This window comes from Micrococcus sp. TA1 (genome assembly GCF_014199555.1).
In the GTDB taxonomy this organism is placed as follows: Bacteria; Actinomycetota; Actinomycetes; order Actinomycetales; family Micrococcaceae; genus Citricoccus.
The window spans coordinates 1,394,712-1,413,609 of record NZ_JACHNW010000001.1 but is presented as its reverse complement, the minus strand read 5'-3'; the positions used below and the strand labels follow the sequence as shown (position 1 = coordinate 1,413,609).

Genomic DNA, 18,898 nt, shown 5'->3' with positions numbered 1-18,898 from the left:
CGTGGCGTCGCGGCGTGGGGAAGATCATCCCCCGGGACGAGGGGCCCGGCGGTCCGGTCGATCAGTCGATGGGCTCGAGGTCGTCCTCGTCCTCCAGCGCGTCGTCGCTGTCGTCGTCGTCTTCGTCATCGTCGTAGACGTCCAGCGGCGTGAACTCACCGGTCGCCGCATAGAGCGCGTCCTCGTACGCCTCGAAGGCGTCCGCCACGCTGAAGAACGCCGCCTCGACCGCGGGATCGTCATCGTCACGCTTGCCGGTCGCGGCCGCCAGATGCTCTTGGAATGCGGAAACCAGGGCCTCCAGGGCCACGCGCGGATCGATGCTCATGGCCCCCACGGTAGCCGCTCGCTCGAGGTCTGGCATAGGGTTTTCACGTCTGGGGCCCCATGTGTCGGAACCGGGAGGAGAACCATGCAGGAACGCGAGCTGACCAGCGGACTGGACTCGATCAGCCGGCGGAACAACTGGGAGTACCTCGTGATGACGGTCGCCCCCCGGGACTCGCTCGCCGAGGCCCGGCGCCGGGTGGTGGAGCACGCCGAGTACGGCAAGTGGGAACTGCAGCGCACGATCCTCTACCGCGGCGGCACCCGCCGGTACTGGATGCGGCGGCGGATCATCCGGGTGCAGTCCACGCTGCCGGCCTGACCTGCTCCCCTACTCCAGCGGGCCGAGCATGAAGTTCGCCAGCGTGGTGTGCGCGGACTCGTCGTCCGAGGGATGGAAGACCCCGGCCATGACATCACGGTAGATCCGGGACAGTTCGTTGCCGCGATGATAGGACGCCCCACCGGAGGCCTCGAGGGCGAAGTCCGCCTGGGCCTTCGCCGTGCGGACGGCCAGGGTCTTGGCGGCCACGAGGCGGGGGAACCACTCCGCGCCCAGGTCCGCGCCGGCGTCGAGGTCAGCGGCGACCGAGCGCAGCTGGGCGTCCACCGCGAGCTGGCGCAGTGACGCCTCCGCGGTCTTGTAGCGCAGCACCGGATCCTGCGACAGGGCCTGACCCGTGACCTTCGAGGTGCGCCGGCCCAGGTTCTGCACGGCCAGCTCGACCGCCCGGTCCCCGATCCCGGTGTAGACGGCGGCCACCAGGGTGAGGAAGGAGGCGAAGATGCCGAACGTCAGCGGGTCCGCGTTCGGGCCGGTGGGGATGTGCCGCACGATCCGCTCGGCCGGGACCGGCGCCCCCTCGAGGCGAGTGGTGTGCGAGTGGGTGGCCCGCATGCCGAGCATGTCCCAGGCGGATGCGTCGGCGCTCCAGCCCGGTGCGGTGCGGTCGAGGAAGCCGAAGACCAGCTGCTCGCCGTCCGGGGTCTTGCCGAAGACCCCCAGCCGGGTCCAGGCCGGGGACAGGGTGGTGAAGATCTTGGTCCCCGTGAAGCGGTAGGACCCGTCGCCCACGGGCTCGGCGACCGTGTCGGAGTCGAACAGCACGGCGTCGTTGCCCGCCTCGGAGATGCCGAAGGCGAAGACCTCCCCGGCGGCCGACTCGCGATGGACGAACGACAACGAGTCGTCACCCCGGCGGGCCAGGACGGACGCCACGCCGTTCCAGATCTGGTGCATGTTCACGGCCAGCGCCGTGGCCGGGGAGTGCATGGCCAGGACCCGCTGGGCGGCGACGACGGTCGCGAGGTCCCAGCCCAGTCCGCCCGCGCCGGTGGGCGCCAGCGCGCCGAGGTATCCGGCGGCGGCCAGTGCCCGGAGGTCCTCGTGCGGGAAGGCGTTGGCCTCGTCGAAACCGGCGGCCCGGTCACGGATGCCGGCCAGCAGGTCCGCGGTCAGCACCGTCCCGACGGCGGCGAGCTGGGGATGGGAGGGGGCGGGCATGGGTGATCCTTCCGTCGAGACAGGGGGTGGGGTTCACGCCGGGGCCGGAGCCGGGCGGCGCCCAGCGGCGGCCGGCGGACACGGCGGGTCAGCGCGGTTCGAGCATGCGGGCCAGGACCCGGCACCCGAAGACCAGGGACTGGACGGGGACACGCTCGTCGATGCCGTGGAACAGGCCGGTGAAGTCGAGGTCGGCCGGCAGCTGCAAGGGGGCGAATCCGTAACCGGCGATCCCGAGCCGGGACAGCGACTTGTTGTCGGTCCCCCCGGACATCATGAACGGCAGCACCGGGGCACCGGGGTCCTCGGCCTGGATGCACCGCACCATCAGGTCGACGAGGTCTCCGGAGAAGGGCACCTCCAGCGAGATGTCCCGGTGCTCGTGGGCGAAGTCGACGCCGTCTCCGGCCAGTTCGCGCAGCACGTCCATGACCTCCTCCTCCTGGCCCGGCAGGAAGCGCACGTCCAGGGTGGCCTCGGCGCGTCCCGGGATCACGTTGTGCTTGTACCCGGCCGTGAGTCCGGTCGGATTGGAGCTGTTCCGCAGGGTCGAGCCCACGAACCGGGCCGCGGTGCCCAGGGCGTCCAGCTGCGCGGTGGGGTCGGTCTCGTCGAACTCCACGCCACAGATCTCCGCGACCTGTTCGAGCAGGGCCCGCGTGGTCTTCGTGTACTGCAGGGGCCACTCGTGGTGCCCGATCCGGTGCACGGCCCCGGAGAGCCGGGTGACCGCGTTGTCCGGATGGACCCCGGACCCGTGTCCTGGGGCTCCGCTGGCGGTGAGGTTCAGCCAGGCCAGTCCCTTCTCCGCGGTCTGGAGCAGGTAGGCGCGCTGGCCCCGGATCTCCGTGGAGAACCCGCCGACCTCGCTGACGGCCTCCGTGGCACCGGCGAAGAGTTCCGGGTGGTGGTCCACCAGCCAGCGGGCACCGTACACGCCGCCGGCCTCCTCGTCGGCGAAGAACGCGACCACGAGGTCACGACGGGGCCGGCGGCCGGAACGGTGCACCTCACCCAGGACGGTGAGGATCATCGCGTCCATGCCCTTCATGTCCACGGCCCCCCGGCCCCAGATCATGCCGTCCCTGAGCTCGGCGGCGAACGGGTCCACGCTCCACTCGGAGGCCTCGGCGGGGACCACGTCCAGGTGCCCGTGGAGTACGAGGGCCGGGGCCTGGCGGTCCCAGCCGGCCACGCGCCCCACGACGGAGGCCCGGCCGGGGGCGGACTCGAAGACCCGGGGCTCCATGCCGGCGTCGCGCATCAGCGCCGCACAGTACTCGGCCGCCTCCGGCTCGCCGCGGGAGACGTTGCCGCCGTGGTTGGAGGTGTCGATCCGGATCAGGTCCCGGCAGATGCGGACCACCTCGTCGTGGTAGGCGGAGTCCTGCGGGAGGCCGGGGCCGGGAAGGGGCGCGGAGGTCATGGGAACCACCCTATCGACGCCCGCCGCCCCCTGCCGTCCCGGGCGGTGGTCAACGGCACCTCCTGGGACGTGCTAGGATATTCAACGCTGCCTTTCGAGGTGGCAGACAGTGCGCGCGAGTGGCGGAATTGGCAGACGCGCAGCGTTGAGGTCGCTGTGCCCGAAAGGGCGTGGGGGTTCAAGTCCCCCCTCGCGCACGCGAATGAAATGGCCCCTGACCTGGGATTTAGTTCCCAAGGTCAGGGGTCGTTTTCGTTGGAAGTGCTAGAAAAAGTGCTAAGTCCTTGCGCCGGTCGCCGTCTGAGTGGCTTCGTTCGGCGCTTCTCTGCTGTTGGTGCCGTGGGATCATGGAGGGTATGCAAGCCGCCCAGACCGTCGTGTTCCTGCACGGGATGGGCGAGAGTGCGGATGCCTGGGATGCGCAGCGTGCCGCGTTGCCGTCTGGCTTCGACTCGTTGGCTGTGGACGTCTTCGGCTCCGGTGGCGGGTCTGATGGGGCGACCTCGTTCAGCCTCGATGGTGCGTCGGACACGGTGTTGGAGCATGTTGAGCGGCACGGGGCTGACAGGGTGCATCTGTGCGGGCTGTCGCTGGGGGCGATGATCGCGTTGCAGTTCGCGCTCGATCACGCGGAGCGGGTGCGGTCGCTGACGTTGGCGGCAGGCCAGGTCAAGCCGCCGCGTGCGCTCATGGCTGTGCAGGGTGCGGTGTTCCGCCTGCTTCCGGCCAAGGTGTTGGAGAAGCAGGGTGCGCGCAAGGACGTGATGCTGTCGGTGATGCGAGCGGTCAGCCGTGCCGATTTCTCAGGTCAGCTCGATGAGGTGTCGTCTCCGACGCTGGTGCTGTGCGGTGAGAAGGATCGTCCGAACATGCCTGCCGCTCGCGCTCTCGCGGCGGGCATCCACGGCGCGGAGTTAGGCATCATTCCTGGCGCGGGGCATCAGTCGCACATGCAGGCACCCGAGGCCTTCGCGACGCTGCTGGGAGATTTCCTGACTCGCGTGAGCGCGCAGGACGCTGACACGCGCTGACGAACCGAGGATATTCGTCGCTCGTGCGCGGTTCAGGAGCCGAGGTGGGCGGCGAAGCGGTCTACTGCGGACCTCTGCATGGTTGGGGTGACGTGGGAGTAGATGTTCATCGTCGTCGTGATCGTTGAGTGACCCAACCGCTCCTGCACGACCTTGGGGTGCTCCCCGAGTTCGAGCAGCAGGGTCGCGTGGGTGTGACGCAGCCCCTTGATCGTGACCCGATGCAGGGAGTCGAACTTCGCGGTCACCCACTTGAGGCGGCGATCCCAGCGACTCGTCATCGCGTCGGGTGAGCGGAGCTTTCCGTCATCGTCTCCGAAAACGTAGGCATCGGCTTTCGCCAGCTCGAACGACACCGCAGCCCGCGTGACCTTGTACGACGCGAGCACCTTCAACGTCTCGGCGTCCACGTCGATGACGCGGGCCTGTCCAGTCTTGGTGGTCTTCGTCTTCGTCCAGTCGTCGGTGTCGACCGCGCGGCGGATGCTGACCCGCATCGTCTTCGCGTTGATGTCCGACCACTTGAGGGCGAGCGCTTCTGAGCGACGCATGCCCGTGTAGGCGATGAGCCGCCAGAGCGGGAACAGCTCGTCTTCGAGGGTGTCGCGGTTCCAGGTGAGGAAGGTCTGCAACTGCTCGGCCGTCCACGTCGCGATCTCGGGTTTCTGCGCCCGCACCTCGCTGGACTTCGGCGGCTTCACCGTGCGCTTCTTTTTCGCGGGGTTCACCGCCAGGTGCCCGTCGTCTATCGCGGCGTCGAGGATCGCCCCGAGCACGACGTGCACCTTGTGGACGCTGTTGGCAGAGAGCGGGTGTCCTTTGCCATATTCGTCGCGGCGGCCGTGGGCTTCGAGGTCGCGGTAGTGGCGCGCGATGCGGGTGGCGGTGAGCTTGTCGAGCCGGATCGCGCCGAGCTGGGGCCGGATGTGGTTGCGGATGATCTTCTTGTACCCCTTGATCGTGGACGCCGCGAGCTTGAGCCCTGCCATCCACTCATCCGCATAGGTGCCCACGGTCGGCACCTTGTTGCCGAACTTCTCGTTCTGCTTGCGCTGCTTCAACGCCTCCTGCAAGGCGTCGTTCGCCTCGTCGGTGCTGGTGAACCCGGAGCGGGTGAGCCTGCGTGATCCCATCTCGGGGTATTCGGGGTCTTTCGGGACGTAGATCTGGAACCGCCACCGCTTGCCCTTGTCGGTGTCGTAGGTCTGGATCGAGCCGGGCTGTCGGGAGCGGGAGCGCCGCTGCTGCTTCTCACCCTTGCTGCCCTGCCCTGCGGGCTGCTTCGTGGTCATGACCGTGTGCTCCTTGCCGTCGTCGTGCCGGGCTGGTGCGTCTGGGCGTAGTTGTCGATGTAGTCGGCGGCGTTGAACACTCGCCCCTCGGGATCGAGTTGCACGCCGCGTTCCCGGATTGCGCGCGCTCGTGCTCTGGCCGTGTCCAGCCGCTCTTGGTAGGCGGCGATGGTCTTGGGGTGTGCCTGGGTCTTCTCGGGGTCGTCCTTGCTCGGGGCGGTCATGCCCGCGAGGGTGGTTTCGAGGTGATGGATGCGGTCGGTGCAGATCACCCACTCCTGCTGCCAGTAGTTGAACAGTCCCTCGTCGGTGAGGACGAGTTCCCCACGCATCCACCGGTCGATCTCTTCCGGCTCGTACCCCTCGGGAACGCCGGTGAGCGTTGTCTGCTCGTCCGGTGGGGTCAGGAGCGCGGCGGGGGTGGTGCGCAGCAGGTAGGCGATCACGGTCAGGTCGTCCACGTCGACGCGGCGATCCCCGGCCTCTAGCTTGCTGATGCCGGAGGTGGAGAGCTTGCGCCCGGCGGCTTTCAGCCCGTCGGACATGGTGCGCAAGTCCATGCCGATCGCTTGACGGGCGGCTCGGATGTTCTGCGCGACGTGCGTGTTCGTGATGCCTGCGGGGTTGCCCCGCACCCTGCCTGTTTCCATAGTAGAAAACTACAGCGCAATGCTTGACAGCGCAAGTGCGATTCTCTACGGTGGGATGAACCACATTTCTCGGCGCTGATACGAACGGATGGTGTGATGATGCGGCAGAGCACCCTCGACATGGACGACCTCCGTAAGCGGCGCAGCCTCGTCATCACCCGCAAGGAAGCAGCCGAAGCCCTCGGCGTCGATCCCCGCACGATCACCACGAGCATCAACGAGGGCACCATCCCGCATGTGAAGCTCGGGCGACGCATCGTGATCCCCCGCGAGAAGTTCCTCGCTCTCTTCGCAGATACCGCCGTCGACGGCGGCGAGTCCTGACGCTCCATCGGCGGTGCCGAATCGGCACCGCCGTACCAGGCTTCCCGGTGAATGTCGGCGGAGCGACGTAAACTGATCTGAGAACGCCGACCACAAGGAGGCCCCCGCATGGCTCTCAAGACTCCCGTATCCGAGGCCCATGTCCGGCGCGTGCTCGCGGAGGTCGAGGCCGGGCAGGTCACTGCCGGTGCAGTCGTCACTGACGCAGATCGAGAGATCGCCCGACGTCAGGTGCGCGGGGAACTGTCCGCGGATGAAGCGGCGCGCGAGGCGATCGCCGCGGCGCTCGACCGCTTCCCCGAGAAGTAACCCGTCCGGGCAGGAGTACCAGTGCCCGACCGCTACAGCTACCCGAACAGCCTCGTTCTGATCAACAAGCTCGGCATCACCGACTACGACCGATGGAAAGCCGTCGAGACGGCCGCGATCCATCAGCGCATGGTCGAACTCACCGAGCACCCCATCCCCGGACGGTACGACCTGCCCCACTTGCAGGCCATCCATCAGCATCTGACTGCCGATCTGTATGTCCGGGGTGGCGACATCCGCGATACCGACACTCACCCCGACGGCACGGGCATCGCGCATTGCCGACCGCCGTTCATCGTGCCCGAGGCTGAGCGTGTCTTCGGTGAACTCGCCGCCCGTGACCACCTCCGCGGACTGGATGCGGATGCGTTCTCCGATGGGCTGGCGTGGGTGTGGGGTGAGACGACGGCGATTCATCCGTTCCGTGATGTGAACACGCGCAGTCAGCACATCATGTTCAACCAGCTCGCCCGCGATGCCGGATGGGTTATCGACTGGTCGCAGATTCCCGGCGACGTGTTCGCCCATGCCCGCACTCTCGCCATCGTGGAAGACCACACAGGCATCGACGCGCTGGTCCGGCCGAACCTCTACGGGTCTGATGTCGGTTGTGTTGACTCGGGTTTCTCTTCACGCCGCGAGTGCGACGCTGCCTACATTAACAACTTCAAACTCCACTGGCGTCAGTCTGCCCAATCGACGCTGGCGACGTTTACGGTGATACTTCCCCTCGACCCAGGAAACGATCGCTAAACGAAGTTCTTCTCTGGTCGCCCACACCGTCCGATCAAGCACGTTCTTCTGCAGTAACGAGAAGAAGCTCTCCATCGCCGCGTTATCCCCGGCAGCACCCACACGCCCCATCGACCCCTGTAACTGATGCCGACGTAGCGCACCTTGGAAGTTTTGGGAACGAAATTGGCCGTATTCAACCGGTCGTCGCAACACCGGCGAATCGGGGTATTGGATGAGCGTGTGGGACAGGCAGAAGCAGGTGCGGGCGTATCGGGGGCAGATCGTGTCTCCTGGGCGGCCGACGGTCGCGTGGCGGCAAGATCGGGTGCGATTCTGGATAGCGATCGCTGCGGGGAAGAAGACTCGCGAGGCGGGCGACGCTGGGGGTGTTTCGGAGCCGGTCGCGCACCGGTGGTTCCGCGACGCTGGTGGTGTGAATCCGCAACTGCCTCCCACAGTGTCTGGTCGATATCTGTCGCCGCCAGAACGTGAGAACATCGCGCTGTGGCGGGCGCAAGGAGCTGGCGTGCGTGAGATCGCCGGACGCTTGGGGCGTGCACCATCGACGATCTCGCGGGAGTTGCGGCGCAATGCGTCCACGCGCACGTATCGGCTCGAGTACAAGGCATCGACGGCGCAGTGGCATGCGGAGCGTCGAGCGCGCAGGCCGAAGACCGCGAAGCTCGTCACCCACGATGCGCTGCGCACTTACGTCCAGGACAAGCTCAGCGGCAGCATCTTCACTGCGGACGGCACACGGATCGGACCGGTCGGGCCTGCATGGGATGGGAAGAACAAACCGCATCGCGGGGACCGGGAGTGGGTGACGGCGTGGAGTCCACGGCAGATCGCCAAGCGGCTACCGATCGATTTCCCCGGCGATCCTTCGATGCGGATCTCGCACGAAGCGATCTATCAGGCCCTCTACGTCGAAGCGCGCGGCGGACTGGAGCGGCATCGGTCCTGGCATCTACGTCGAGGACGCACCAAGCGCATGCCAAGGGCCCGGACCAGGCAGCAGGCATGGGCTCACGTCACCGAAGACACGGTGCTATCGAAACGCCCGAAGGAGGCAACGGATCGCAAAACTGCAGGGCATTGGGAAGGCGACCTCATCATCGGGTTGAAGCGCTCCGCGATCGCCACGCTCGTGGATCGGACCACACGATTCGCGATGCTCGTTCATCTTCCACGTCAGGCCGGATACGGGATCATCCCACCACGCAAGAACGGCCCCGCGCTGGCGGGGTATGGCGCGATCACGACGAAGAACGCTCTCACGGCGACGTTCTCCACGCTACCCGCGGCATTACGTCGTTCGCTGACCTGGGATCGCGGCAAAGAGCTCTCCGCGCACCGGTTGCTTACGACTGAGATCGGGCTGCCGGTCTATTTCGCCGATCCGAAGAGCCCCTGGCAGCGCGGCAGCAACGAGCACCTCAACGGGCTCCTACGCCAGTACTTCCCCAAGGGCACAGATCTCTCCCGGTGGAACGCGGCAGAGATCACCGCCGTCGCGGACGCGATCAACAACCGCCCGCGAGAAATCCTCGACTGGCGCACCCCCGCCGAGGCCTTCGAAGAGCTACTACGATCGACCCAACAAACAATCGTTGCGACGACCGGTTGAATACGGCCACCTTGCCGCCGTCTATGCGGAATCAGCTGCTGGAGTATCAGGAGAGTGCCGTCAAGACCCTCAGTCGGCGCATCATGACCCGCGGCGGCGCCATGCTCGGAGACGTAGTTGGGCTCGGCAAGACCATCACCGCCACGGCGACGGCGATGATGCTCAACGAGGCGGAGGGCTACCGCACTCTCATCGTCTGTCCACCGAACCTCGAGAAGATGTGGTGGGAGTACAAGGAGAAGTACGAGCTCAACGCCACAGTCGTGCCCTACTCCATGGCCGCGAAGCGGTTGCCGGACCTGGGCAGGTATCAGTTCGTCATCGTCGATGAGTCGCACACGATGCGCAGCGACAGTCGCCAGGACTACAAGGCGCTCCTGGAGTACATCCGCAACTACAACTCAAAGGTGCTTCTGCTCACGGCGACGCCCTACAACATACGGTTCCGCGATGTTGCCAATCAGCTAGGTCTTTACCTTGAGCCTGACGAGGACCTCGGACTCCAGCACCGAAGGCTAGTCCATCCCATATGTACCGGTCTGGGTTTTCGGCCAGCATGGGCCAGACCTGGAGGCCATTCCTTTCGAACCGTTCCAGCACGACGGGCACCACGTCGGTCATCAGTCAGCCCATGTGTGCGACTGGCGGAGAGTCAATACTGAGGGGTGCAGTATTGGTCGGTTGCGCGGAGCGTCGACCTCTCGCAGCCGACTAATTCACTCCGATGGCCACCCCAGTCGCAGCCCGAGGTCAAATGACGTGATGGCCTCAGTCATCTGCCGAAGAGGTTTCCCCAGCCAGGGATGTCAATGTTGGAGAGCTGTTCCCCGAAGCCACTGATGTTCTCGCCCAAGCCCGCTGTGGCTCCGGCAGCGAGGTCGCTCGCCCCGCCAGCTAGATCACTCGCCCCGCCGGCAAAGTCGGTGGCTGTGGCGGTGACGTCCTCCAGTCCCGTGGCAAGCGCGGAAAGGTCGATCGCGCCGGCAAGAGCATCGAAATCGACGCCCGCGGTGAGCGCTTCGGCAAGAAGAGGCGCGGCAATGGTACTTCCGATCGCGCCGGCAGCGACGACAACCAAGAGCCCACCGGCAGCACCGGCGGCGGCCACGCCGGCCCTCTGCCCGGTGGTGGCGTTACCGGTTCGAGGGGTACGAGCGAGGATCCCAGCCAGAGCACCAGGCCGAGCTGCCTCGGCGCGGGTGGCGGTGCGGGCAAGATCAGCCGGTTGGGATGTGCGGGGCTGTTCTGCGAGGGGGAGTTCGGTCCGCAGTCGCGCCTGGATTTGGTTGCGTTCTGCAGGAGTGAGTCGGCTGAACGCATCGGCGTGGATCCGCTCCAACTGGGCAGGCTCGGCGGTATGTAGGAGGTATTCGTAGCGGGCCACTGCGGCACGCTCGGACGCGTGATCGTTTGCCGGGGGTGAGGTCAGCCCGACGGTCTTCGAGGGTGCAGTGCCGGCGGGTGCGCCGGCAGGTGGGCTGAGCGGATGCCCGGGTCCCGCTGGCGGGACGGGTGTCGCCGGCGCGCTGCCCGGGGCAGGCGGGGTGGGCGCGGCGCCGGTGATCGCGCCCACCGCACCACGCAGTGTGCTTTTCCAGTCGCGCGGTTCGCTGCCAGGGGTCTGCGCAGGCGCGGGGGTCTTGTTGAGTGCCCGTTGGGCCAGGCCGGTGAGGCGGTCAAACAGGGTCATGAGCGTCTTCCTTCTGGGTAGGTGCTGGGGTTCTGTGGAACGTGAGTGCGCCTCTTCCGGGCGAGTGGACGTCCCTCCTGCTTCGCGAACGTTGGTCGATCACGTGGCAGGTCAGGCGAGCGGGAGCCATGCCACGGACATCACTCCCCACGCCTGTGCCCGACCTGCGGAGGGTGGGAGGCGGAGGGAAGAACGTGTGGCTGAGTAGGATTCGACGCGCACCTGCTCGGAGGTCAGCTCAACCCTCGCGGCGGCGGCATCCGCGAGCACCGCGGTGAGAATCTCGCGGTGCCGTCGAGTGCGAGAATGCAGCAAGACCGCCGGGTCGAGGCTGAACCCTGCCCGCTCCGGCTGCACGTGTACTCCCACATGTGCGGTGCGCTCTGCGAGGAGCCGAACCGCGGTGAACAGTCCGTTCCACCGGACTCTTTGGCGCGGCAGGGCGATGTGCACGCACAGATCACCGTCCCCGACGAACGAGCGGAGATCGTTGGGCCATACGGGCGCTTCGTGGCTGACGCGGTCGATCGGGGTGGTGAGCTGACCGTAATGCAGCAAGCACAGATCGTGTTCTTTCGTGATCACGATCAGCTCCGATCCGGGCAGGCATCGTCGTGTAGCTGCACACGCGCGCCCCAGTCATCAATCGGATGCAACACACCGGTGGCCGCAGCAGTCCGGTCGATCACCGTCCGGGCGTCCCAGGACGGACCTCCCTCGACGATGAGGCACTGCCCCGCATCCACGTGCAGCTCGTTGCTCGAGCCGCCGAGCAAGACCCGCTGCCCCGCCGCGACGACAACGTCCGTCACGGATTGATCCGTGACCTCACGCACGGTGACCGGATTGTCTCCCGCGTTGCGCAGACTCCCGCACCCCGGCAGAGGTCCGCCGCAGCGGTCACCGACACCGACAGTCCACGCGACTGCGAGAATCCCGGTCACAGCGAGCAGCGGCAACACAACTACCGCCACCGTCGAACCTCGGCGACCCCTCCTCACCGGCTGGGAATCGGGGGCCAGGGCCGCCGAGGGGTCACGGTCAGTCATCGGAACTCACCTTCCGTTCTGCGGGCACTCTGCCGCGGCGGCGGAAGACCGGCTCCGCGGCGGCGAGCTCCTCGTCACTGGCGAGGCGGAACGCCCCGGCGGCTTCGGTTTGCACCTCACGTCGTCCTTGGCCTCGGGTGGCACGGAGGCTGGCGACGATCGAGACGGTGATGATGGTGGCCACCACGGCGAGGCTGATGGTGGTCGGGATGTAGAGGACGTCCAGGAGGAGCATCTTGATGCCCACCCAGATCAGGACGAACGCGAGCCCGACCTTGAGGTAGATGAACCGGTGGATGAGGTCGGCGAGGAGGAAGTACATCGCACGCAGCCCCAGGATGGCGAACGCGTTGGCGGTGAACACCAGGAACGGTTCGGAGGTGACGGCGAAGATCGCGGGGATGGAGTCGACGGCGAAGATGATGTCGGTGATCTCCACCAGGACCAGCACCGCCAAGAGCGGCGTCGCCACCACGATTCCGGCTTTGCGGATCAGGAACTTCTGCCCGTGGTAGGCGTCGGTCATCGGCACGAACCGGCGGAAGGCCTTGAGGATCTTGGACTTCTCGGGGTGAATGTGGTCGTTGCGGGAGCGGAACATCCGCCATCCGGTGTAGATCAGGAACGCGGCAAACACGTACAGGATCCAGGCGAAGTTCTCGATCAGTGCGGCGCCGGCGGCGATGAAGATCCCGCGGAAGATCAGGGCGCCCAGGACGCCGAGGAAGAGCACCCGGTGCTGGTACTCGCGGGGGACGGCGAATGCGGCGAAGATGATCGCCCAGACGAACACGTTGTCCACCGCGAGGGATTTCTCGATCAGGTAGCCGGCGAAGTACTGCTGCCCGTACTCCGCCCCCCACAGCGACCAGACCAGCACACCGAACGCGACACCGAGCGTCACCCAGACGATCGACCAAACCGCGGCTTCCCGCACCCCGATCACATGCGCCTTACGGTGCGCGACCAGATCAACGGCGAGCATGACCAGGATCACACCCAGAACGGCGAACCAGGCCCACAAAGGGACAGTCATGACAAAGACCTCCACGAAAGATTCGTGAAGGTCTCATCGGCCTGGCGGGCCCCTGCGCACCGGATCCCGCGGAGGGAACGTATTGACGATGCGGAGCGAGGATTACTCCCCTTCTCGAGCCATCAAACAGGAGAAGTATGCTTCATGTCAAGTCTGCTCGCGAAACAGGTCCGGAGCCACGCTCTGCACATGGACGAGTTCCGGCCGCCGTGACGGCCGTCTGACGCGACTACGCTGAATCCCGGTTGCTCGTCAGCTACGCGGCGAAATAGGGTGGGTGGGTGAAGGGTTCAGGATTCGACCTCGATGCGGGGCTCCGACGCTACCCGTGGGTGTCTCGGGCAATGAACGCGGAGGCCGTTTACGGGACCGTGCTGACCGCGGGTCTCATTTCCGCGTACTCTCTCTACAACCCGACACTGCCGGTCCTCATCGCCCGCACCATCGGGACCGTCCTCGTGTTCTGGGGTGCACACGTCTACGCCGAGATCGTCGGAAACCGTGCGATGAGCTGGCGGGAAGCGGTCCGCGAAGGACTGCAGCGCTCCGCAGGACTCCTGTGGGCACTCATCGTCCCGGTCGCCTGTCTGACCGTAGCCGTGTTCCTCGGACTCTCGATGAATGTCGCCGTGGACATTTCTCTGTGGGGAGGTGTCGTCAGCCTCGCCATATTGGGATGGTGGGCGGCCCGGCAACGCAATGCCTCCACGGTGGTGAAGGTGGCAACCGCCGCCGCAACGGCAGGAATGGGACTCGCTCTGATCGCCCTCAAGGCACTCGTGCACTGACCGCGTCCGGGTGCCCGTTCAGCCGAGCGACAACGAGCGGGTCTAGTGGATGTCCAGCAGTGCGCGGATCAGGTCGTCCACGGTATGCGCGGCGTTCGCGGGATGCCGCAGCGGACGGTCCTGATACAGGACGTAGTGGTTGCGTCGTCCGCGCTTCTCCCGCTCCAGATACCCAGCGTTCTCGAGATCGTTGAGGATCGTGAGCGCCGAGCGTGTAGAGATTCCGACCACCGCAGCGATATCACGGACGGTCGCGTCTGGGTTACCCGCAATCGCGAGCAATACGTGCGCGTGATGCGTCAAGAACGTCCACTCGGCCATCGCTCCCCTCCTCCTGCGTAGCGCCTACCGGCGAGCCCTTGCGAACGCGCGGCTGAGATCAGGCTGCGCTGGGCGCGTGTTCTGATGCATCCGACGCCGAGAAGACGGCCAGGAGTTCGCCGATGTGATGGCCCCGATCCAGGGGGTGCCGCAACGGACGGTCCGGGTTGAGCCGGTAGGTGTTGCGCCGCCCGACCCGCTCCCGGGTCAGGTACCCCTCCTGCTCAAGCTCACTGACGATGCGTTGCGCCGCACGCTCGGTCACCCCCACCAGGCTCGCGACGTCCCGCAACAGAATCTGCGGGTTGGCTGCCACGCACAGCAGAACATGGGCGTGATTGGTGAGAAAGGTCCACTGCGCCATCACCCCATCTTACCGTTCCACCCCACTCGTTTCCGCATACGCATTTACCGAATCACAATACGTGCTATGTTTTTCGTGTTTCCAGTGTCAGGTGAAAGCGGGTGTGGTTGATGGGGAGTGTGGTCTTCACGATCGCGATAGCGGCACCGTGGGTCGGTGTCGTGGTCGCCGCCTTGCTCCCGGCATCGGCCGGGACCGTGGCGCGGGCCGCTGCATGGGCGACGGGAACAGGCGCCCTCGCTGCTATCGCCGCCCGGCTGCTGGCGGTACTAGCTGGGCAGCAGCCGCCGTCCGGGGGCCTCTGGGCCGGCGACGCGGTGGCGGTGCTGATGCTGACGCTGGTCTTGTGGTTGAGCGCGGTGATCCAGATGTTCGCGCTCCGCTACCTGCGCGGCGACCTACGGCAACGATGGTTCGCGGTGTGGGCGAACGCGTTGACGGGCAGCACCGTGGTGATGGTGTGTGCGGGGACGGTGGTCACCTTCACCATCGGCTGGATCGCGGCGGGCGTTTCCCTGGTCTTCCTGTTGCACACCTATGGGTCGCTGCCACAGGCCCGTCAAGGGGTCCGGCGGACTGGGCTGAGCTTCCTGATCGCGGACGCCCCCCTGGTGGTGGCGGTGTTGGTCCTGGCGCTGGCCGCCGGGAGAGATATTCGCCTCGCAGAGGTGGGATCGGTGTCAGCGACACTGCCGGAGGGCATCGTCGTCGCGGTGGCTCTGCTGTTGGTGGTCGCGGCACTTGGCCGGTCCGCCCAGATCCCCTTCCACCGGTGGCTTCCCGCGACACTGTCGGCCCCGACCCCCGTCTCTGCGCTGCTGCACGCCGGGGTCGTGAACGCCGGCGCCATCCTGGTCATCCGGTTCTCCCCGCTGATCGCGCCCGTTGCGGTGGCGATGCTGGTCATCTTCGCAGCCGGCGCGGCGACGCTGGTGTACGCCACGGCGGTTCGGCTGGTCAAACCTGACGTGAAGGGCCGGCTGGTGTTCTCCACCGCCGGTCAAATGGGCTTCATGATGATGGCTGTCGGGCTGGGCGCGTTCGCTGCGGCCATCTTCCACCTGATCGCCCACGCGCTTTACAAGTCCGCCCTGTTCCTTTCCGCCGGCACCGGAGTGGCCAACCACGCCGAGCAGCGGACCTGGCCCGCCCCGGAACCATCCCCCCGCTCCCGAACGGTCGCAGCGGTCCTGCTCGCCACCGCCCTGCCTGTGGCGGTGCTCGTGGCAGCGAAGGGAATGCTCGCCCCCCAGGCAACCCCCGCGAGCCTGGCCCTGCTCGGATTCGTCGCCTTTACCGCCGCGGTTGCCGTCGCAGCCGGGCTGCGCCGCTCGATGACAGCGGCCACTCTCACGGCCGCGGCGATCGGACTCACTGTCCTGGGATTCTCGTACGTCGCCTTCCTCGGCATTTTCGAACACCTGATCACTCCCGCTGCGTCAATCCAGCCGGCATCGCCTTGGTGGCTGCTGATCCCCGCCGCCCTATTGCTTGGTCTGGAGCTGCTCGTTAACTCCCCGCGCACGGCCAGCCGGATGCACAGCGCCCTGTATGCGCGGACCCTCGCCGAATCGACGGTCTCCGCGCCCACCCGGATCGGCCCTGCCCGTGCCCGTCAGAAGGAGGCCGTGTGATGAGTCTGCTGGTCCAGGCCCATGTCGCCCAAGCCGCCCACGACGTCATGGCCAGCTGGCCGATCGGATCGTTCATCGCGCTCAACCCGCTCGCTGCACACGAGAGCACCCGATTCGAGAACATCGCCGAACCCGGAGTCGCGCTCACCCAGACTCTCCCGCGGTACCACGCCCAGTTCGCGTCAGGCCGCATCACGCGCGCCGACCTGATCACCGCTCTGCGGGAGCGGATCGGGGAACTCGCCGGGCTACCTGTCATCGAGCTCGGCGGGATGGCCTGGTCGGCAGAAGAGATCCTGGTCGCGGAATTGCTCCGTCCCGACACCCGCCCGCCGACTCCGAGGACATCGCCGCCGGCGGATCCGCTCGAGCAGCACATCACAAAGTGGGTGGCCGCATTCGTGGACCCCGACCCGCAGTGGCCGATACCCGGACGGCAGCACGGGTTCTACCGCGCCTGGCACGCCCTGGCCGTCCACGACCCGCACCTGACCAGGCTGGCACGACGGCGGATCCGCTCCCTCCCCGACCGGGCTCTGCCCGCGCTGACGGCAACCCTCACTCATCTCGGGGTCGGAGACACGACCACCGTGGAGACCCTCACAGCAGAGCTGGCTGCGCTTCCGGGGTGGACCAGCTACCTGAAATGGCGGTCCGAGCACAACAGCGACATCGACTTGACCGAATATCTCGCCGTCCGCCTCGCCCTCCGCCATGCCCTCGACCTGCCCCTGCCACCCTCCGCGGCCCACCCCACACCGGCAGGCGAGGAGACCCCAGCCCCGGGGAGGGAATTGTGGGAGCGCGCCGAACAGATCTCCGCCACCCTGGCGACCGCGCCCACCCGTGCCGAGGTGGCGATGGTGGCCCGGATCCTGATCCTGCATGCCCCTACCGATCATCCGTTCACCTGGCAAGCCGCCTACGACGGCCACTATCGGGCCGCATTGCTTCAGTTGATCACCCAGAGCAGCACCGCACCGGACCGGCCGGCGGTGCAGGTGGTGATGTGTATCGACCCGCGCTCCGAAGGGGTACGCCGTCACTTGGAAACGCAACCGGGGGTGGAGACGCTCGGCTTCGCCGGGTTCTTCGGCGTCCCCGTCCGGTTCACGTCCCACCAGGGCCGCGGGGCGGTGGACTCGCTTCCCGCCCTGTTGCGTCCCCGCCACGCCGTCACCGAATCACCCACGAGTCCCCAGCGCGCCCATCGACGCGGCCGGGGGCTCCGATTCCTCGACGCCGCCGCGCACGCGCTGCACGCCACCGAGAACGCAACCGCGACCCCGTTCGCGCTGGCCGAAACCGCCGGCTGGTTCTACGGCGCCGCCACCTTCACCCGCACCCTCGCCCCCGGGCTGCACCACACCCTCACCCGCACGTGGCGGACCCTGATCGCGCCGCCCTCCTCCAGTGAGGTCACCGTTTCGGATGCCTTCAGTCTCGAGGAGCGTGTGACGCTGGCCGAAGCGGCGGTCACGATGATGGGACTGCACCAGTTCGCTCCGCTGATCGTCCTCACCGGACACGGATCCACCAGCATCAACAACCTCTACCAATCAGCGTTGGACTGCGGCGCCTGCGGCGGAAACCCAGGCGCTGTGAACGCCCGAGCGGCCGCAGCGATCTTCAACGACCCCACCGTCCGGGCAGCGCTCGCCCCCCGCGGGATCACCATCCCGGAGGACACGGTGTTCGTCGCCGCGCTGCACGACACCGTCGCCGACACCATCACCGTGCTGGACCCGCACCTGGTCCCGAGCACCCACGCCGCCGAACTGGCCAAGTTCAGCACGCGCGCACGTGACGCCGCCGATCTCCTCGTCCGCGAGCGAGCCACTGGCCTCCCCGGCGCACACCCGCACCAGTCCCTGGCGCGGCTGAGAGCCCGCGCACACGACTGGGCAGAGGTCTACCCAGAGCTGGGACTGGCCGGCAACGCCGCCATGATCATCGGCCCCCGGGAAATGACCGCCAGTGTGAACCTGCATCGCCGGGTGTTCCTGCATTCCTACCGCGCCGAGATGGACCCCGGCGGGACGGGGCTGGAAACCATCCTGACCGCCCCGATGATCGTGGCTCAGTGGATCAACCACCAGTACTACTTCTCCACCCTCAACCCCGACGTGCTCTCCGCCGGCACCAAAACCATCCACAACGCCATCGGCGGCATCGGCGTCCTCGCCGGCCACAGCGGCGACCTCCGCCGCGGCCTTCCCTGGCAATCCGTTGCTGTCGGTGACACTCTCCTGCACGAACCGGTTCGCCTGAGCGTGATCGTCCAAGCCCCGCTCGAGAGGATCGGCGACATCATCTCCGGCAACCAAGTCCTGCGCGACCTGTTCGACAACGACTGGATCACCCTCACTGCCCGCCCCTCCCCCACAACTCCCTGGCACCGGTACACCCGCTACGGCTGGGCGAGCCAACCCACCCGCACACACAAGAAGGAGAACCGCTGATGCACGGACTGACCGAAATGACGAAGGTGGAATTCGTCGTCCCCGGCCGCGACGCCCCCTCGATCCGCGCCCTGATCACCGCCGCCGGCGCCACCGGCTACACCGCCGTCTCCGGCGTCTCGGGCATCGGCCACCACGGCCAACACTCCGGTGCGCTGCTGTTCAACGACTACGACACCCTCACCATGCTGATCACCGTCCTCCCCCCCGAGCGCGCCGAAGAGCTCATCACCGCAGCCCGGGAACTGTTCACCACCTGCAGCGGCGTGATGTTCGTCACCGACACCTACGTCAGCCGACCTGACTACTTCCAATGACACCCACCC

The 18,898-nt window shown here is 66.9% G+C and carries 21 protein-coding genes, 1 tRNA gene and 2 pseudogenes; 12 read left to right on the top strand and 12 right to left on the bottom strand.

All coding sequences use genetic code 11. The features are described 5' to 3' along the window. Nucleotides 1-61 precede the first annotated feature (61 nt). Nucleotides 62-328 carry a hypothetical protein gene (locus tag GGQ69_RS06200; protein ID WP_183525958.1) on the bottom strand — a complete coding sequence of 89 codons (267 nt, stop codon included), beginning with the start codon at nucleotides 326-328 and terminating at the stop codon, nucleotides 62-64. Nucleotides 329-412: 84 nt separating this feature from the next. Here GGQ69_RS06200 and GGQ69_RS06195 point away from each other — a divergent pair, with 84 nt between their 5' ends. Continuing rightward, a complete protein-coding gene (locus GGQ69_RS06195; RefSeq protein WP_010142684.1) occupies nucleotides 413-649 on the top strand; it encodes a DUF5703 family protein in 237 nt (78 codons plus the stop codon). Nucleotides 650-658: 9 nt separating this feature from the next. On the opposite strand, the gene GGQ69_RS06190 is transcribed toward GGQ69_RS06195, so the two are convergent. Both GGQ69_RS06190 and GGQ69_RS06185 read right to left on the bottom strand, forming a co-directional pair. Next, on the bottom strand, nucleotides 659-1,831 hold the full coding sequence (locus GGQ69_RS06190; protein WP_183525955.1) for an acyl-CoA dehydrogenase family protein: 1,173 nt from the start codon (nucleotides 1,829-1,831) through the stop codon (nucleotides 659-661). Nucleotides 1,832-1,919: 88 nt separating this feature from the next. Then, nucleotides 1,920-3,257 (bottom strand): M20/M25/M40 family metallo-hydrolase, encoded by a 1,338-nt coding sequence (locus GGQ69_RS06185; protein WP_183525953.1) that lies wholly within the window; start codon nucleotides 3,255-3,257, stop codon nucleotides 1,920-1,922. Nucleotides 3,258-3,370: 113 nt separating this feature from the next. Between GGQ69_RS06185 and GGQ69_RS06180 the strand changes: the two genes are divergently transcribed. Both GGQ69_RS06180 and GGQ69_RS06175 read left to right on the top strand, forming a co-directional pair. Continuing rightward, nucleotides 3,371-3,454 (top strand) — tRNA-Leu (locus GGQ69_RS06180). Nucleotides 3,455-3,613: 159 nt separating this feature from the next. Continuing rightward, nucleotides 3,614-4,288: an alpha/beta fold hydrolase gene (locus tag GGQ69_RS06175; RefSeq protein ID WP_183525950.1), complete on the top strand. Its 675-nt coding sequence runs from the start codon at nucleotides 3,614-3,616 to the stop codon at nucleotides 4,286-4,288. A gap of 32 nt (nucleotides 4,289-4,320) precedes the next feature. Here the strand turns inward: GGQ69_RS06175 and GGQ69_RS06170 are convergent, their stop codons facing one another. Together GGQ69_RS06170 and GGQ69_RS06165 are read right to left on the bottom strand one after the other, a co-directional pair. Continuing rightward, the gene (locus tag GGQ69_RS06170) at nucleotides 4,321-5,580 is read right to left on the bottom strand and encodes a tyrosine-type recombinase/integrase (RefSeq protein ID WP_183525947.1); all 1,260 of its coding nucleotides are present in this window, start codon (nucleotides 5,578-5,580) and stop codon (nucleotides 4,321-4,323) included. After that, nucleotides 5,577-6,230, bottom strand: a complete 654-nt coding sequence (locus GGQ69_RS06165) for a helix-turn-helix domain-containing protein (protein WP_183525944.1) — start codon at nucleotides 6,228-6,230, stop codon at nucleotides 5,577-5,579. Before GGQ69_RS06165 ends, GGQ69_RS06170 begins: the two co-directional genes overlap by 4 nt. A gap of 96 nt (nucleotides 6,231-6,326) precedes the next feature. Here GGQ69_RS06165 and GGQ69_RS06160 point away from each other — a divergent pair, with 96 nt between their 5' ends. The 3 genes and pseudogenes from GGQ69_RS06160 to GGQ69_RS16460 all read left to right on the top strand — a co-directional run. Then, nucleotides 6,327-6,554: a helix-turn-helix domain-containing protein gene (locus GGQ69_RS06160; protein WP_221243356.1), complete on the top strand. Its 228-nt coding sequence runs from the start codon at nucleotides 6,327-6,329 to the stop codon at nucleotides 6,552-6,554. Nucleotides 6,555-6,662: 108 nt separating this feature from the next. Next, nucleotides 6,663-6,863: a hypothetical protein gene (locus GGQ69_RS06155; protein ID WP_183525941.1), complete on the top strand. Its 201-nt coding sequence runs from the start codon at nucleotides 6,663-6,665 to the stop codon at nucleotides 6,861-6,863. Between the two features lie 129 nt (nucleotides 6,864-6,992). Continuing rightward, nucleotides 6,993-7,319: pseudogene (locus GGQ69_RS16460) on the top strand (Fic/DOC family protein); the annotation flags it as partial. Nucleotides 7,320-7,493: 174 nt separating this feature from the next. Here the strand turns inward: GGQ69_RS16460 and GGQ69_RS06150 are convergent. Beyond that, nucleotides 7,494-7,784, bottom strand: a pseudogene (locus GGQ69_RS06150) (IS3 family transposase); the annotation flags it as partial. 46 nt (nucleotides 7,785-7,830) lie between these two features. On the opposite strand from GGQ69_RS06150, the gene GGQ69_RS06145 reads away from it, so the two are divergent. Beyond that, on the top strand, nucleotides 7,831-9,228 hold the full coding sequence (locus GGQ69_RS06145; protein ID WP_183525938.1) for an IS30 family transposase: 1,398 nt from the start codon (nucleotides 7,831-7,833) through the stop codon (nucleotides 9,226-9,228). Between the two features lie 23 nt (nucleotides 9,229-9,251). Continuing rightward, nucleotides 9,252-9,890, top strand: coding sequence for an SNF2-related protein (locus tag GGQ69_RS06140; RefSeq protein ID WP_183525935.1), 639 nt, complete (start codon nucleotides 9,252-9,254; stop codon nucleotides 9,888-9,890). Nucleotides 9,891-10,000: 110 nt separating this feature from the next. Here the strand turns inward: GGQ69_RS06140 and GGQ69_RS06135 are convergent, their stop codons facing one another. The 4 genes from GGQ69_RS06135 to GGQ69_RS06120 form a co-directional block, all read right to left on the bottom strand. After that, the gene (locus GGQ69_RS06135) at nucleotides 10,001-10,918 is read right to left on the bottom strand and encodes a cation-transporting ATPase (RefSeq protein WP_183525933.1); all 918 of its coding nucleotides are present in this window, start codon (nucleotides 10,916-10,918) and stop codon (nucleotides 10,001-10,003) included. A gap of 111 nt (nucleotides 10,919-11,029) precedes the next feature. Further along, nucleotides 11,030-11,503 carry a hypothetical protein gene (locus tag GGQ69_RS06130; protein ID WP_183525930.1) on the bottom strand — a complete coding sequence of 158 codons (474 nt, stop codon included), beginning with the start codon at nucleotides 11,501-11,503 and terminating at the stop codon, nucleotides 11,030-11,032. Nucleotides 11,504-11,505: 2 nt separating this feature from the next. Next, on the bottom strand, nucleotides 11,506-11,754 hold the full coding sequence (locus GGQ69_RS06125) for a hypothetical protein (protein WP_183525927.1): 249 nt from the start codon (nucleotides 11,752-11,754) through the stop codon (nucleotides 11,506-11,508). 205 nt (nucleotides 11,755-11,959) lie between these two features. Next, entirely contained in the window at nucleotides 11,960-13,003 is a 1,044-nt protein-coding gene (locus GGQ69_RS06120; RefSeq protein ID WP_183525924.1) for a TerC family protein, read from the bottom strand. Nucleotides 13,004-13,284: 281 nt separating this feature from the next. Between GGQ69_RS06120 and GGQ69_RS06115 the strand changes: the two genes are divergently transcribed. After that, nucleotides 13,285-13,791: a hypothetical protein gene (locus GGQ69_RS06115; RefSeq protein ID WP_155947953.1), complete on the top strand. Its 507-nt coding sequence runs from the start codon at nucleotides 13,285-13,287 to the stop codon at nucleotides 13,789-13,791. Between the two features lie 42 nt (nucleotides 13,792-13,833). Here the strand turns inward: GGQ69_RS06115 and GGQ69_RS06110 are convergent, their stop codons facing one another. Together GGQ69_RS06110 and GGQ69_RS06105 are read right to left on the bottom strand one after the other, a co-directional pair. Continuing rightward, entirely contained in the window at nucleotides 13,834-14,112 is a 279-nt protein-coding gene (locus GGQ69_RS06110; protein WP_028495567.1) for a helix-turn-helix domain-containing protein, read from the bottom strand. Nucleotides 14,113-14,170: 58 nt separating this feature from the next. Continuing rightward, nucleotides 14,171-14,476, bottom strand: coding sequence for a winged helix-turn-helix domain-containing protein (locus GGQ69_RS06105; protein WP_036272261.1), 306 nt, complete (start codon nucleotides 14,474-14,476; stop codon nucleotides 14,171-14,173). 110 nt (nucleotides 14,477-14,586) lie between these two features. Here GGQ69_RS06105 and GGQ69_RS06100 point away from each other — a divergent pair, with 110 nt between their 5' ends. Genes GGQ69_RS06100 through GGQ69_RS06090 form a run of 3 tightly spaced genes read left to right on the top strand, consistent with a single transcriptional unit; the run spans nucleotide 14,587 to nucleotide 18,889 of the window. Continuing rightward, entirely contained in the window at nucleotides 14,587-16,110 is a 1,524-nt protein-coding gene (locus GGQ69_RS06100; RefSeq protein WP_183525920.1) for a proton-conducting transporter membrane subunit, read from the top strand. Beyond that, entirely contained in the window at nucleotides 16,110-18,572 is a 2,463-nt protein-coding gene (locus GGQ69_RS06095) for a DUF2309 domain-containing protein (protein ID WP_183525917.1), read from the top strand. Before GGQ69_RS06100 ends, GGQ69_RS06095 begins: the two co-directional genes overlap by 1 nt. A gap of 17 nt (nucleotides 18,573-18,589) precedes the next feature. Further along, on the top strand, nucleotides 18,590-18,889 hold the full coding sequence (locus GGQ69_RS06090) for a transcriptional regulator (protein WP_255459429.1): 300 nt from the start codon (nucleotides 18,590-18,592) through the stop codon (nucleotides 18,887-18,889). Nucleotides 18,890-18,898: the final 9 nt, after the last annotated feature.

Coding starts and splice junctions, on each gene's coding strand:
- GGQ69_RS06200 (WP_183525958.1), bottom strand. CDS start 328: ATGAGCATCGATCCGCGCGTGGCCCTGGAGGCCCTGGTTTCCGCATTC.
- GGQ69_RS06195 (WP_010142684.1), top strand. CDS start 413: ATGCAGGAACGCGAGCTGACCAGCGGACTGGACTCGATCAGCCGGCGG.
- GGQ69_RS06190 (WP_183525955.1), bottom strand. CDS start 1,831: ATGCCCGCCCCCTCCCATCCCCAGCTCGCCGCCGTCGGGACGGTGCTG.
- GGQ69_RS06185 (WP_183525953.1), bottom strand. CDS start 3,257: ATGACCTCCGCGCCCCTTCCCGGCCCCGGCCTCCCGCAGGACTCCGCC.
- GGQ69_RS06175 (WP_183525950.1), top strand. CDS start 3,614: ATGCAAGCCGCCCAGACCGTCGTGTTCCTGCACGGGATGGGCGAGAGT.
- GGQ69_RS06170 (WP_183525947.1), bottom strand. CDS start 5,580: ATGACCACGAAGCAGCCCGCAGGGCAGGGCAGCAAGGGTGAGAAGCAG.
- GGQ69_RS06165 (WP_183525944.1), bottom strand. CDS start 6,230: ATGGAAACAGGCAGGGTGCGGGGCAACCCCGCAGGCATCACGAACACG.
- GGQ69_RS06160 (WP_221243356.1), top strand. CDS start 6,327: ATGATGCGGCAGAGCACCCTCGACATGGACGACCTCCGTAAGCGGCGC.
- GGQ69_RS06155 (WP_183525941.1), top strand. CDS start 6,663: ATGGCTCTCAAGACTCCCGTATCCGAGGCCCATGTCCGGCGCGTGCTC.
- GGQ69_RS06145 (WP_183525938.1), top strand. CDS start 7,831: ATGAGCGTGTGGGACAGGCAGAAGCAGGTGCGGGCGTATCGGGGGCAG.
- GGQ69_RS06140 (WP_183525935.1), top strand. CDS start 9,252: ATGCGGAATCAGCTGCTGGAGTATCAGGAGAGTGCCGTCAAGACCCTC.
- GGQ69_RS06135 (WP_183525933.1), bottom strand. CDS start 10,918: ATGACCCTGTTTGACCGCCTCACCGGCCTGGCCCAACGGGCACTCAAC.
- GGQ69_RS06120 (WP_183525924.1), bottom strand. CDS start 13,003: ATGACTGTCCCTTTGTGGGCCTGGTTCGCCGTTCTGGGTGTGATCCTG.
- GGQ69_RS06110 (WP_028495567.1), bottom strand. CDS start 14,112: ATGGCCGAGTGGACGTTCTTGACGCATCACGCGCACGTATTGCTCGCG.
- GGQ69_RS06105 (WP_036272261.1), bottom strand. CDS start 14,476: ATGGCGCAGTGGACCTTTCTCACCAATCACGCCCATGTTCTGCTGTGC.
- GGQ69_RS06100 (WP_183525920.1), top strand. CDS start 14,587: ATGGGGAGTGTGGTCTTCACGATCGCGATAGCGGCACCGTGGGTCGGT.
- GGQ69_RS06095 (WP_183525917.1), top strand. CDS start 16,110: ATGAGTCTGCTGGTCCAGGCCCATGTCGCCCAAGCCGCCCACGACGTC.
- GGQ69_RS06090 (WP_255459429.1), top strand. CDS start 18,590: ATGACGAAGGTGGAATTCGTCGTCCCCGGCCGCGACGCCCCCTCGATC.